Annotated in this window: 9 protein-coding genes, 1 tRNA gene and 1 other RNA gene; 5 read left to right on the top strand and 6 right to left on the bottom strand. The window is 72.4% G+C overall.

The features are described from left to right. Positions 1-200: 200 nt before the first annotated feature. From ACFVS8_RS11000 to ACFVS8_RS10980, 5 genes are all read right to left on the bottom strand, one after another. Positions 201-288, bottom strand: a tRNA-Ser gene (locus ACFVS8_RS11000). Then, positions 286-382: signal recognition particle sRNA small type (gene ffs, locus ACFVS8_RS10995), an RNA gene on the bottom strand. The genes ACFVS8_RS11000 and ffs overlap by 3 nt, the downstream gene beginning before the upstream one ends. Positions 383-424: 42 nt before the next feature. Beyond that, positions 425-1,402, bottom strand: a complete 978-nt coding sequence (locus ACFVS8_RS10990) for an SDR family oxidoreductase (protein ID WP_387061615.1) — start codon at positions 1,400-1,402, stop codon at positions 425-427. After that, positions 1,399-2,379: a bile acid:sodium symporter family protein gene (locus ACFVS8_RS10985; protein WP_387061610.1), complete on the bottom strand. Its 981-nt coding sequence runs from the start codon at positions 2,377-2,379 to the stop codon at positions 1,399-1,401. Before ACFVS8_RS10985 ends, ACFVS8_RS10990 begins: the two co-directional genes overlap by 4 nt. Beyond that, complete coding sequence (locus tag ACFVS8_RS10980) at positions 2,376-3,755, bottom strand: flavin-containing monooxygenase (protein WP_387061607.1); 1,380 nt, start codon at positions 3,753-3,755, stop codon at positions 2,376-2,378. Before ACFVS8_RS10980 ends, ACFVS8_RS10985 begins: the two co-directional genes overlap by 4 nt. A gap of 180 nt (positions 3,756-3,935) precedes the next feature. On the opposite strand from ACFVS8_RS10980, the gene pta reads away from it, so the two are divergent. From pta to ACFVS8_RS10960, 4 genes are all read left to right on the top strand, one after another. Further along, positions 3,936-6,101 (top strand): phosphate acetyltransferase, encoded by a 2,166-nt coding sequence (pta, locus tag ACFVS8_RS10975; RefSeq protein ID WP_387061604.1) that lies wholly within the window; start codon positions 3,936-3,938, stop codon positions 6,099-6,101. Further along, on the top strand, positions 6,098-7,309 hold the full coding sequence (locus tag ACFVS8_RS10970; protein WP_387061600.1) for an acetate/propionate family kinase: 1,212 nt from the start codon (positions 6,098-6,100) through the stop codon (positions 7,307-7,309). The genes pta and ACFVS8_RS10970 overlap by 4 nt, the downstream gene beginning before the upstream one ends. Positions 7,310-7,534: 225 nt before the next feature. Continuing rightward, positions 7,535-8,116 carry an ArsR/SmtB family transcription factor gene (locus ACFVS8_RS10965; RefSeq protein WP_387061597.1) on the top strand — a complete coding sequence of 194 codons (582 nt, stop codon included), beginning with the start codon at positions 7,535-7,537 and terminating at the stop codon, positions 8,114-8,116. After that, a complete protein-coding gene (locus tag ACFVS8_RS10960) occupies positions 8,113-9,567 on the top strand; it encodes an MFS transporter (RefSeq protein WP_387061594.1) in 1,455 nt (484 codons plus the stop codon). The genes ACFVS8_RS10965 and ACFVS8_RS10960 overlap by 4 nt, the downstream gene beginning before the upstream one ends. A 148-nt stretch (positions 9,568-9,715) precedes the next feature. Here the strand turns inward: ACFVS8_RS10960 and ACFVS8_RS10955 are convergent, their stop codons facing one another. After that, positions 9,716-10,090: a TraR/DksA family transcriptional regulator gene (locus ACFVS8_RS10955; protein WP_387061591.1), complete on the bottom strand. Its 375-nt coding sequence runs from the start codon at positions 10,088-10,090 to the stop codon at positions 9,716-9,718. An 81-nt stretch (positions 10,091-10,171) separates the two neighbouring features. Here ACFVS8_RS10955 and ACFVS8_RS10950 point away from each other — a divergent pair, with 81 nt between their 5' ends. After that, a complete protein-coding gene (locus tag ACFVS8_RS10950) occupies positions 10,172-12,817 on the top strand; it encodes a DNA polymerase III subunit gamma and tau (RefSeq protein ID WP_387061588.1) in 2,646 nt (881 codons plus the stop codon).

Raw genomic sequence — 12,817 nt, 5'->3', positions numbered from 1 at the left:
ATGTTCGGCCGGCTGGGAAACGCATGGGAATTCGACGGTGCCCAGGGATGACGAAAGCGCCCACCCTTCGGGCGAGCGCTTTCGTCATCTGCGGAGAATGGGGGACCCCGTCGTTCGGGCTCCGCCCTTCCTCCTCCTCGAATCACGGCATCCATGATGTGAAAGAGCGCCGCACCCTTCGGGCGCGGCGCTCTTTCACATGGCGGAGAATGGGGGATTCGAACCCCCGAGGGCTTTCACCCAACACGCTTTCCAAGCGTGCGCCATAGGCCACTAGGCGAATTCTCCAGTGACCCCTCACGCACCCGCCAGAGCCCGGTTACCCTTGCTGCGTTTCCGCCCTGGGGGAGTTGGCCTGGATGGCGCCACGTGAGGAGCCTCCGACAGTCTACCCGAGCCGCGCGCCCGAAATGCACACGGCCGGTCAGCGGGCCGCGCTCGACCGTGCGGCGAGCTCGGGATGCCGCACCGCGAGGTACGCGTCGAACGCCTCTCGGCTCGTCTTGCCCGGCGTGTAGCCGAGCACCGACTTGAGCCTCGCGTTGTCGAGCACCGGGCGGTGCTGCAGGAACCCCACGCGGTTCGCGTCGTGCACGGTCAGGCGCAGTGCGTGGCCGACGCGCAGGGCGCCGGCGAGCAGGCCGGGCGAGAGTTCGAGGGTGCGCGTGCCGAACGCTTCGGCGATCTCGGTCACGGTGACCCGGCCGTCGCCGGCCACGTTGAACGCGCCGGTCACCGAGCCGGTGGCGCCCTGCACGATGGCGCCCACCACGTCGTCGACCCAGATGAACACGAACGGGCTCTCGGAGCCGCGGATCTTGAGGATGCGCCGCCCCTCCCACAGTGCGGTGATCTGGTTCGACACCGTGGGTCCGAGGATCGTGCCGATGCGCAGCACGACCTGTCCGAGCTCGGGGTTCGACTCTCGGTACGACGCGAGCATCTCCTCGACGATGCGCTTGTGGCGCGAGTAGCTGAACTCCTCGTTGCCGCGGATCGGGTCGGACTCGGTCAGCCACTCGGGGCTGTCGGCGTGGTAGCCGTACGCGGCGCCCGACGACGACACGACGATGCGCGTCACGCCGTGGGCGACAGCCGCATCGAGCACGTTGCGCGTGCCGTCGACGTCGACGCGCCGCTCGACCTCCTCGCTCAGGCCGCCGGGGTTCACGATCGCGGCCAGGTGCACGATCGTGTCGATGCCGTGGCGGGCGACGACGGCCGACACCGTGGCAGCGTCCGTCACGTCGCACGTCTCGACGACGACGCCTTCGGGGGCGGATGCCGCGGGCGGCCGCACGTCGCCCGAGACGACCAGTTCGACGTCGGGGTGCGCGGCGAGCGCGCGCACGGCGTTGGAGCCGAGGAACCCGCTGCCCCCGGTCACGAGCACGCGGCTCATGCCGAGGCCGCCGGGCCGGGGTTCGACACGGTCGCCGCACCGGACGCCGAGTCGGCGCGCGACGCCGCGAACGCGGCATCCGCCCGCTTGGTGACCTTCGCCCAGACCGTCGCGAGCGCGAGGCCCGCGATGATGTCCCAGATGCCCCACCAGCCGGCGACGATCGCCATGCCGCCGATGCCCCCGAAGAACGTGAAGACGAGGCCGAGCCCGAGGCCGGCGTTGCGGATGCCGACCTCGAACGTGATGGCCTTGCGCTCACGGCTGGGCAGGCCGCCGATGCGCGCGCTCGCGTAGCCGAGGCCGAGCGCGATCGCGTCGTGCAGGAACACGGCGACGAGCACCACGCCGATGTAGGCCATGAAGATCGCCCAGTTGCCGATGAGCGCGATCGCGATGAAGCCGACGAGCGCGGCGAGGCTGATCCACCGGGCGTAGGGCTGCACGCGCTTCGCGAACGTCGGCCACTTGGCCCGGATCGCGAGGCCTGCGAAGAACGGCACGCCGATGATGAGGAAGATCTCGAGCAGCATCTGCCAGCCGTTCAGGCTCACGGTGCGCACGAGCTCGGAGGCCGTCGGGTGCAGGCTGCCCCAGAACACGACGCTGATCGGCAGGATGAAGATATAGAGCACGTTCGCGACGGCCGTCATCGACACCGAGAGCGCGACGTTGCCGCGTGAGCGGTACGTGAGCACCTGCGAGATGTTGCCGGGCGGGCAGCACGCCACGAGGATCATGCCGAGCGCGATCGACGCCTGCACGTTCAGCAGCAGCGTGAGCCCGAACGTGACGGCCGGCAGCAGCACGATCTGCGCGATCATCGCGATGATCATGGCCTTCGGCGCCTTGAGCACGGCCTTGAAGTCGGACGGCGCCGTGTCGAGCGCGATGCCGAACATGATGAAGCCGAGCACGATGTTCAGGGCGATCATCGAGCCGGGCGTGAAGTTCAGGACGACGTCGTCGATGTTCATGCGCGGGCCTCCTGGGCTGCGGGCCGGCCGGTCGCCAACGAGGGGGCGGATGCCGCGGGCAGCGTGCCGAGCAGCTTCTTCACGGTGCCGCGGTAGGCGTCCTTGTTGACGTAGTACGACATGCGCTCGAGCCCGAGGTACCGGTAGCCGCCGCTCAGGTCGGGCCACGCGGCATCCGCCCTCGCTCGGAACCCGGCGGCGGTGTCGGGGGCGTTGCGCTCGGCCGCGAGATAGGCGGCCACGAGGTCGGCCTGCTCGGCGCGGCCCTGCCATCCGATGCCCGAGGCCTCGATCATGCCGAGCACGAACAGCCCGTTGAACGACGGCGGGAAGATGTTGAGGAAGAGCTTCGGCGAGGCCTGCGTCCAGTTCAGGTGCGTGCGGTCGACGAACGGGTAGTCGAGGTGGTAGCCCGTGGCGAGCATGATGAGGTCGTACTCGGCCGACGCGGTCGTCGCTCCCGCTCGGGCGACGAAGTGTACGGCGTCGCCGTCGAACCGGTCGATGTCGCCGACGACGCGGAGGTCGCCCTGGCCGAGGTGGTTCAGGATCAGCGTGTTCACGATGGGGTGCGACTCGTAGATCTTGTAGTCGGGCTCGGGGAAGCCGAATCGCACGGGGTCGCCGGTGAACGCCTTGAGCACGCGCGTATCGACGAACTGCTTGATCGGGGCCGGCAGCGGCTTGCCCTGGTTCAGGGTGTCCGACGGCTTGCCGAAGAGGTACCGCGGCACGAAGTAGTACCCGCGCCTGACCGACAGGTCGACGGATGCCGCGTGGTGCACGGCGTCGACGGCGATGTCGCATCCGGAGTTGCCCGCGCCGATGATGAGCACGCGCTTGCCGTCGAACACCTTGGGCGACTTGTAGGCGCTCGTGTGCACGATCTCGCCCGAGAACTCGCCGCGGAAGGCCGGAACGTTCGGCTCGGCCAGCGTGCCGTTCGCGAGCACGACCGAGGAGTACTCGCCCGTGGTCTCGCCGTCGGGGCCGGTCGCGGTGACGCGCCAGCCGGTCGCGCCCGGCGTCTGGCCGTCGGCGACCGGGAGCGGCTCGACCGAGGTGACGCGCGTCTCGAAGCGGAAGTGCCGGCGCAGGTCGAAGGCGTCGGCGTAGGCGCGGAAGTACTCGAGCAGTTCGCGGTGGCTCGGGTAGTCGGCCGCCGAGGCCATCGGGAACTCGGCGAACTCGGTCGTCGTGCGACTCGAGATGAGGTGCGCCGACTCGTACATGGTCGAGCGCGGGTTGTCGATGTTCCAGAGGCCGCCGACGTCGGCGCCGGCCTCGAATCCGTCGAAGGGGATGCCGGCGCGGCTGAGCGCGCGGGCGCCGGCGAGGCCGGAGGGGCCCGCTCCGATGAGGGCGATGGGGTTCACTGGTGGTCCTGTGCTGGGTTCGGGCCGCTGGGGAGACGGCCCGGCTGATGGGCCGACCCAGCATAAGCGAAGACCGCTCGGTTCTCTGCACGCGCTCTCACGCCCGTGCATCGCTCGTTCGCGGCCGGCTCGCGGGAGACTCCCAGACCGTGCCCGGATGCCGCCCAATAGGCTTGGAGGGTGGCGCACGGGATCTACATCTGCTCGGCCGAAGGCAACACCGGCAAGTCGACGGTCGCACTCGGGGTGCTCGACACCCTGACCAGGCGCGCGACGCGGGTCGGGGTGTTCCGGCCCATCGCGCGGTCGACCGACGAGCGCGACTACGTGCTCGACCTGCTGCTCGCGCACGACGCGGTCGTGCCCCTCGCGTACGACGAGGCGATCGGCGTCGACTACGATGCCGTGCACGCCGACCCCGAGGGCGCGCTCGCCGAGATCGTGCGCCGCTACAAGGCCATCGAGCACCGCTGCGACGCGGTCGTGATCCTCGGCTCCGATTTCACGGATGTCGGCAGCCCCACCGAGCTGGCCTACAACGCGCGCATCGCGGCGAACCTCGCGGCCCCCGTGCTGCTGGTGCTCGGCGGGCGCGTGGGCGGCGGGCGGGAACGCTCCGAACACCTCGGCCAGGCCGACGCCCGCACCCCCGACGACCTCGCCCAGCTCGCCGACATCGCGCTCGAGGAGCTCGCGCGCGAGCACTCCACGCTCCTCGGCGTGGTGGTCAACCGCGCCGACGCCGGGCGGCTCGACGACATCGTCGCCGCGCTGCGACCGGTCGTCGGCCGGGTGCCGGCAACCGAGGCGGCCGGGCACGACGCCCGCGGCGAGGCATCCGTCGCCGTGTGGGCCATTCCCGAAGACCAGGTGCTCGTGGCGCCGTCGATGCGATCGATCCTGGCCGCCGTCGAGGGCGAGCTCGCGACCGGCGACCCCGACCTGCTCGACCGCGAGGCGCTCGGCGTCGTGATCGCCGCGATGTCCATGGAGAACGTGCTGACGCGGCTCATCGAGGGCTCGGTCGTCATCATCCCGGCCGACCGCAGCGAGGTGCTCCTCGGCGTGCTCACGGCGCACGCGTCGGCGAACTTCCCGTCGATCTCGGGCATCGTGCTCGTCGGCGGGTTCCCGCTCTCGGAGCAGGTCGAGCGGCTCGTCGAGGGCCTGCGGGCCGGGCTGCCGATCATCCGCACTGCGCTCGGCAGCTACGACACCGCCGTCGCGATCACGCAGACCCGCGGGCGGCTCGCGGCCGAGTCGCAGCGCAAGCGCGACACGGCGCTCTCGCTCTTCGAGAAGCACGTCGACGGCCAGGCGCTGCTCGACCTGCTCGACGTCGCCGCCCCCGAGGTCGTGACGCCCCTCATGTTCGAGTACGGCCTGCTCGAGCGGGCCCGCAGCGCCCGCAAGCACATCGTGCTGCCCGAGGGCTACGACGACCGCGTGCTGCGCGCCGCGGCGACGCTGCTCACCCGCGACGTCGCCGACCTCACCATCCTCGGCGAGGAGATCGAGATCCGCTCGCGCGCGATCGGCCTCGGCCTCGACATCTCGAAGGCGCAGGTGCTCTCGAACCACGACTTCGTGCACGTCGCGCGCTTCGCCGAGGAGTACCGGCGCCGTCGCGCCCACAAGGGCGTCACGCTCGAGCAGGCCCGCGACACCGTGCAGGACGTCTCGTACTTCGGCACCATGATGGTCGAGCTCGGGCTCGCCGACGGCATGGTCTCGGGCGCGGTGCACACGACCGCGCACACGATCCGCCCGGCGTTCGAGATCGTGAAGACGAAGCCGGGCGTCGAGGTCGTCTCGAGCGTGTTCCTCATGGCGCTCGCCGACCGCGTGCTCGTCTACGGCGACTGCGCCGTGGTGCCCGACCCGACGGCCGAGCAGCTGGCCGACATCGCCATCTCGTCGGCGCTCACGGCCGCGCAGTTCGGCATCGAGCCCCGCGTGGCGATGCTCTCGTACTCGACCGGCGAGTCAGGCTCGGGCGCCGACGTCGACAAGGTGCGTCGGGCGACGGAGATCGTGCGCGAGCGCGCCCCCGAACTCGCGGTCGAGGGGCCGATCCAGTACGACGCGGCGGCCGACGCCGCGGTCGCGCGCACCAAGCTCCCCGAGTCGGATGTCGCCGGTCGGGCGACCGTGTTCATCTTCCCCGACCTCAACACCGGCAACAACACGTACAAGGCCGTGCAGCGGTCGGCCGGGGCCGTGGCCATCGGGCCGGTGCTGCAGGGCCTCAACAAACCCGTGAACGATCTCTCGAGGGGGGCGCTCGTGCAGGACATCGTGAACACCGTGGCGATCACGGCGATCCAGGCGGCCGACGCGTCATGAGCATCGTCCTCGTCGTCAACTCGGGCTCGTCTTCGCTGAAGTACCAACTGCTCGACGTCGAGGCGGGGCATCCACTCGCGAGCGGCCTCATCGAGCGCATCGGCACCGCCGACGGGCACGTCAAGCACACGGCCACCGCCGCAGGCGGAGCCGGCGATCCCACCGTGTGGGACGCCGCGGTCGACGCGCCCGACCACGACGCCGCCTTCGCCGTCATGCTCGAGGCGTTCGCCTCGTACGGTCCGTCGCTCGACGAGCACGCGCCGGTCGCGGTCGGCCATCGCGTCGTGCAGGGCGGGGCGAGGTTCTTCGAGCCGACCGTGATCACCGAGCTCGTGAAGATCAACATCGACGAGCTCTCGGTGCTCGCGCCGCTGCACAACCCGGCCAACCTCGCGGGCATCCGCGCCGCGCAGAAGGCGTTCCCCGACGTCTCGCACGTGGCCGTGTTCGACACCGCGTTCCACCAGACCATGCCGCCCGCGGCCTACACGTACGCCATCGACCGCGCGCTCGCTGAGAAGCACCGCGTGCGCCGGTACGGGTTCCACGGCACGTCGCACCGGTTCGTGTCGCGCGCGGCGGCCGCGTACCTGGGCCGGCCGGTCGAAGATCTCAAGCTCATCGTGCTGCACCTCGGCAACGGGGCCTCGGCCTGCGCGGTCGACGGCGGCCGCTCGGTCGACACGAGCATGGGCATGACGCCGCTCGAGGGCCTCGTCATGGGCACGCGCTCGGGCGACATCGACCCCGCCGTCATCCTGCACCTGCAACGGAGGGGCTCGCTCGACGCCGATGCGACCGACCGGCTGCTCAACTCGCGGAGCGGCATCCTGGGCCTGAGCGGGCACGCCGACATGCGCGACCTCGAGGCGGCCAGGGCGGCGGGCGACGAGGCATCCGTCATCGCATTCGACGTGTACGCCCACCGCCTGCGGTCGTACATCGGCGCGTACGCCGCGCAGCTCGGGCGGGTCGACGCGATCGTCTTCACGGCCGGCGTCGGCGAGAACTCGGCGACGGTGCGCGCGGCGGCGCTCGAGGGGCTCGACTGGTTCGGCGTCGAGATCGACGAGGACCGCAACACCTCGGCCGAGCGCGGCGCGCGGCGCATCTCGACCGACGCCTCGCGCACGGCGGTGCTCGTCGTGCCGACGAATGAAGAGCTCGAGATCGCGCGCCAGACCCTCGAGGTCGTGCAGGGCTAGCGCGCGCTCGCTGTTCTCCGCGGGCTGCGGATGCGGGGACTCATATGTCGTGCCGGTCGCGCGCGGATGCGGGCACCGGAGTCGCTCTGCCCGGGTCCCGGTGTCGCGCCCGAATCCCGTTCGCTCGGGATTCGCGCGCGGTACCGGGATTCCGGCGGGAATCTTTGCACGAACCCTTTTGCAAGAACCCTTGTGCAAGAAGTCTTGCAGAGTTAGCATCGGGGAATGGACACGAACGAACCGGGCAGCATCGGCCTGCGCGACGCCGGCTCGATGCGAGCGCTCGCCCACCCGCTGCGTCTGCGCATCCTGGGCATCCTGCGCATGGAGGGGCCGCATTCGGTCGGCATGCTCGTCGACGCGACGGGCGCGGCATCCGGATCGATCAGCTACCACCTCGGCACGCTCGCCAAGCACGGGTTCGTCGTGCCCGCACCCGAACGCGAACGCGACGGACGCGAGCGCTGGTGGAAGTCGGCGCACGACATGACCACGCTGCGCGCCGAGGACTACCTCGGCGACCCAGAACGGCGGGAGGCCGCCGAGGCGATGCGGCGCACCGTGCTCGAGTCGTACCACCGCGAGCTGCTCGACGCGCTCGACGCCGAGCTCTCGCTCGAGCCCGAATGGGTCGCGGCCTCCGACTCGAGCGACGGCGGCGCACAGCTCACGCTCGACGAGATGCGCGAGCTCGCGGCCGAACTCGAGGCCGTGCGCGACAAGTGGTGGGCGCTCGGCCGCGAGCCTCGCGACGGCGCGCGCCCGGTGCGGTGGATCACGCACGTCTTCCCGCGGAGCGAGTCGTGACCCCCGAATTCGACGCCGGCGGCGACGGCGCGGCGTCCGCGTCGGTCGCCGGCACCATGGCCGGCGGGCTCGAGTCCGGCGCATCCGAGGCACGTGCGCCCGCTGCCGGGGAGCCCGACAGCGGGGCACCCGACACCGGATCATCGGATGCCGCACGCCGCCGCCTGCCGATCGTCGCGTTGTTCGGCGCGCAGTTCTTCTCGCTGACCGGCAACGCCATCGCGCTCATCGCGATCCCGATCATCGCGCTGCAGCAGACCGGGTCCGCGCTCGCCGCCGGCGTCGCGGGCGTCTTCGCGACCGTTCCGCTCGTGATCGGCGGCGCCCTCGGCGGCGTGCTCGTCGACCGGTTCGGGTACCGCATCTCGAGCATCGTCGCCGACGTCGCGAGCGGCGTCACGGTCGTCGCCATCCCGGTGCTCGCGGCGACCACGGGGCTGCACTTCGGCGTGCTGCTCGCGCTCGTGTTCCTCGGGGGCCTGCTCGATCCGCCGGGCGACACCGCGAAGACCGTGCTCGTGCCCGACCTCGCGGCGCTCGCGCGGATGCCGCTGACGCGGGCGGCGGGGGTGCAGTCGACCGTGCAGCGCACCGCGACCATGATCGGCGCGGGCATCGCCGGAGCAGCCGTGGCCCTCGTCGGGCCCATGCCGGCGCTCGTGTTCGATGCCGCCGGGTTCCTGGTCTCGGCCGTGCTCGTGCTCGCCTTCGTGCCGAGGGCCGCTGCCACGTCGGCCGACGCGCTCGCCGAGAACGAGCACGCCAAGGGCGGCTTCGCGGCCGGCATCCGGTTCATGGCGGGCTCTCCGCTGCTGCTCGCCGTCGTGCTGCTCGTGACGCTGACCAACGCGATCGACGCCGCGGGCATGACCGTGCTGAAGCCGGTCTACGCGACCGAGGTGCTGGGCGAGCCCGCACTGCTCGGGGCGATGATCGCGTGCTTCGCGACGGGTGCGCTCACCGGATCGGCCGTCTTCGGCTGGATCGGCCACCGAGTCTCGGGACGCGTCGTGTTCGCGGTCTGCTTCCTGCTGGCGGGGCCTCCGCCGTACTTCGCGATGGCGGCCGGGGTGCCGCTGCCCGTGCTGCTCTGCGTGCTCCTCGGCTCCGGCCTCGCCGCGGGCATGCTGAACCCGATGATCGCGACTGCGATGTACGGCGAGGTGCCCGACGGCATGCGCGCCCGTGTCTTCGGCGCGATGACCGCGGGGGTGGCCGCGTCGATGCCGCTCGGGGCGCTCCTCGGCGGCCTCTCGGTCGAGCACGCCGGACTCGTGCCGACCCTCGTCGGCGCGGGCTGCATCTACCTCGTGCTGGCGGCGAGTCCGCTGTTCGTGCGGGCGTTCGGCGGCCTGTCCGTGCGCGCGACGCGCGCGCCCGACGACGCCGAAGGGTCACGATCGGCGGCTTCAGCTGCTCCCGAAGCCGCAGATCCCGACCGGTCGGCGTGACTCTGCGGCGCGGCGCCGTGGGGGCCGTGCGCGTGCCTTGCGGGCGGGCAGGGCGGTGCGCACGGCGGGCCGCGGCGGATCAGCAGGGCGGATGCCGCGGCATCCGTTCCGTCGTCGTCGCGGGTGGCGCTGGGCCGGGCGTACGCGATCAGCGCACGTGGCGGGCGCAGTCGATGCAGAGCTCGGCCGTGGGGCGCGCGTCGAGCCGGGCGACCGTGATGCGCTTGCCGCAGTTCGTGCAGAACCCGTAGCCGCCGTCGGCGATGCGGCCGAGCGCGCGGTCGATGTCGGCGATCTCGGCGCGCACGTCGGCGAGCACCGCGGTGCGCTGCGACCACTCCTGCGTCATCGTCGGCCCCTCGGGGTCGTGCTCGTCGTCGGCGGTGGCGTCGGAACGCGCGATGCGCACCGCCGTCATCGCGTCGTCGAACTCCGCCAGGCGCTCCTCGGCGTCTGCGCGTTCGGCCCGCAGGCGCGCCTCGAACCTCGTGAGCTGCGCCGGTGTCATCGTCGTCGCCGTCATCGCGCCCCCTTCCGGTGGTCACCGCATGTTACGCCTGCAACGTCCGGAACGCGTGTCGGACGCGGCAACTACGATTGAGCCGTGGTCACCGCCCTGTATCGCCGCTACCGGCCTGAGACGTTCGCCGAGATGATCGGACAGTCGCAGGTGACCGATCCGCTCATGACGGCGCTCCGCACCGATCGCGTCAACCACGCGTACCTCTTCAGCGGCCCGCGCGGCTGCGGCAAGACCACGTCGGCGCGCATCCTCGCCCGCTGCCTGAACTGCGCCGAGGGCCCCACCGACGTGCCCTGCGGCACGTGCCCGAGCTGCGTCGAGCTCGCGCGCGGCGGCGGCGGCTCGCTCGACGTCGTCGAGATCGACGCCGCGAGCCACAACGGCGTCGACGACGCGCGCGACCTGCGCGAGCGCGCGGTCTTCGCGCCGGCCCGCGACCGCTACAAGATCTTCATCCTCGACGAGGCGCACATGGTCACCCCGCAGGGGTTCAACGCGCTGCTCAAGCTCGTCGAAGAACCGCCCGAGCACGTGAAGTTCATCTTCGCGACGACCGAACCCGACAAGGTGCTCGGCACCATCCGCTCGCGGACGCACCACTACCCCTTCCGGCTCGTGCCGCCGGGGCCGATGCTCGAGTACGTGCAGCAGCTCTGCACCGAAGAGGGCGTCGAGGTGGCGCCCGGCGTGCTGCCGCTGGTCGTCCGCGCCGGCGGAGGGTCGCCGCGAGACACGCTGTCGTTGCTCGACCAGCTCATCGCGGGGTCCGAGGGCACGAGCATCGACTACGAGCGGGCCGTCGCGCTCCTCGGCTACACCCACGGCGCCCTGCTCGACGAGGTCGTCGACGCCATCGGCCAGGGCGACGCCGCCGGTGCCTTCGCGGCCGCCGACCGGGTCGTGCAGACCGGTCAAGACCCGCGTCGATTCGTCGAAGACCTGCTCGAGCGCCTCCGCGACCTGATCGTCGTCGCAGCCTCGACGCCCGAGGCCGCAGCCGCCGTGCTGCGCGGGGTCCCGGCCGACGAGCTCGCCCGCATGAGCACGCAGGCCTCGGCGTTCGGCGCGGCCGAGCTGTCCCGGGTGGCCGACCTCGTCAACCAGACCCTCACCGAGATGAGCGGGGCGACCTCGCCGCGCCTGCACCTCGAGCTCATGCTCGCGCGCGTGCTCGTGCCCGCCATCGACGACAGCCAGCGCGGGGCGATCGCGCGCGTCGAGCGGCTCGAGCGTCGCGTGGGCGTGTCCGATGCCTCGGCCGGGTCGTCGCCCGGCGGAGCCCCCGCGGCTCCCGCTCCCGGCCGGACGCCCGTCGCCGCGGCTGCCGCAGCGTCGCCCGGTACCGCCGACCCCGATCCTGCCGCGGCCTCCGCGCGAGCGAAGGCTGCTCCGGCGTCGCCGCCGATCGCAGCGTCGTCAGCGCCCGCCGAACCTTCTAGCGGCGCCGCGTCGACCGGTGCCGCGTCGCCCGGTGCCGCGTCGCCCGCTCCCGAGCCGGTGCGGCCCGCGGCTGCTGCCGCCGAAGCCGGCGGCGAGCCGGCCCCGAAGGCGAAGCCCGTCGGGCCGGTCACGCTGCAGCAGATGCGCGACGCCTGGCCCGAGGTGCTCGCCGCGCTCCAGCGCGTCAAGCGCACCGCGTGGATGGCGGCCCTGACGGCCCAGGTCATCGACTACCGCTCCGACGACGACGTGCTCGTGCTCGGGTTCCCGAGTCAGAACGACGTGAATGACCTGAAGGGGTCGGCCGGCGCGCAGAGCCCCGCCGAACTGCTGCGGGCGGCGATCACCGAGGTGCTCGGCATCCAGGTCAAGTTCATTCCGCGGGTCATCGGCGCGCAGGGCGCGGGCTCTGCAGGTGCCGCGCCGCAGGGCGGCGGTGCGCCGGGTCCGGCGTCGCCGCCGTCGCCCGAGAGCGGGGCTCCCGCAGGCGCTCCGACCGGACCGTCTTCGGCAGCCGGCGCTCCCGCCGCCGGATCCTCGGCCCAAGCACCCGGTGCGAAGGCGGAGGCGCGCGGCGGGGCGGCGAGCGCGAACGGTGGCCGTTCGGGGTCGAGCACGCCGTCAGGCCCGGGCACGCCGTCCGGCCCGAACGCGGCGTCGGGCACGCGTGCGGCCTCAGGCGCGGGTGCCTCCTCGAGTTCGACCGGGTCGCTCGGCTGGGCGACCGTCGCGATCCCGCGCGACGATCCGGCAGAGGCCGATGCGTCGACGGCGGGCACGTCGACGGCGACCGCCGTGCTCGCCGATCCGCGGCCCGCCGAGCCGATCGCCGACTCGGCACCCGCGGCGGCGTCAGTCTCGGCGCAGCCCGACGCTCCGGTGCGCGGCGGTGCCGACCAGGAGCCGCGTGCAGGCGGCGCGTCGACCGTTCCCGACGATGCCGATGCCCCGCCGCTCGACGAGGAGCCGCCGTTCGATCCCGACTTCGATCGCGGCGCACCGGCCGACGACGGCGGCTCGGGGCGGTCCCCGGGCGCACGATCCCAGCGCGCCGCAGCGGCGGCACCGTCGGCTTCGACTGCAGCGCCGTCGGGAGCGCCGTCGGCCTCGGCTACCCCGCCCGCAGCCGGCGCGCCGGAGCGTCGGAGCCCGAACGCCGGCCGCGGTCCGGCGAACGGCGGCGGCATCCAGCGCTACGGCGAGGCCGTCGTGCGCGAGGTGCTCGGCGCCACGTTCCTCGAGGAGGTCGAGGCGCCCGCGCGCCCCGGCTTCGGAGAGCGGGGGTAG

This window comes from Agromyces sp. NPDC058110 (assembly GCF_042884735.1).
Classification (GTDB): domain Bacteria; phylum Actinomycetota; class Actinomycetes; order Actinomycetales; family Microbacteriaceae; genus Agromyces.
The sequence above is the reverse complement of the archived record's forward strand: the minus strand, read 5'-3'. Positions and strand labels throughout refer to the sequence as shown.

Bases quoted from the DNA above. Each gene is read 5' to 3' on its own strand.
- ACFVS8_RS10990 (WP_387061615.1), bottom strand. From the start codon at position 1,402: ATGAGCCGCGTGCTCGTGACCGGGGGCAGCGGGTTCCTCGGCTCCAAC.
- ACFVS8_RS10985 (WP_387061610.1), bottom strand. From the start codon at position 2,379: ATGAACATCGACGACGTCGTCCTGAACTTCACGCCCGGCTCGATGATC.
- ACFVS8_RS10970 (WP_387061600.1), top strand. From the start codon at position 6,098: ATGAGCATCGTCCTCGTCGTCAACTCGGGCTCGTCTTCGCTGAAGTAC.
- ACFVS8_RS10965 (WP_387061597.1), top strand. From the start codon at position 7,535: ATGGACACGAACGAACCGGGCAGCATCGGCCTGCGCGACGCCGGCTCG.
- ACFVS8_RS10955 (WP_387061591.1), bottom strand. From the start codon at position 10,090: ATGACGGCGACGACGATGACACCGGCGCAGCTCACGAGGTTCGAGGCG.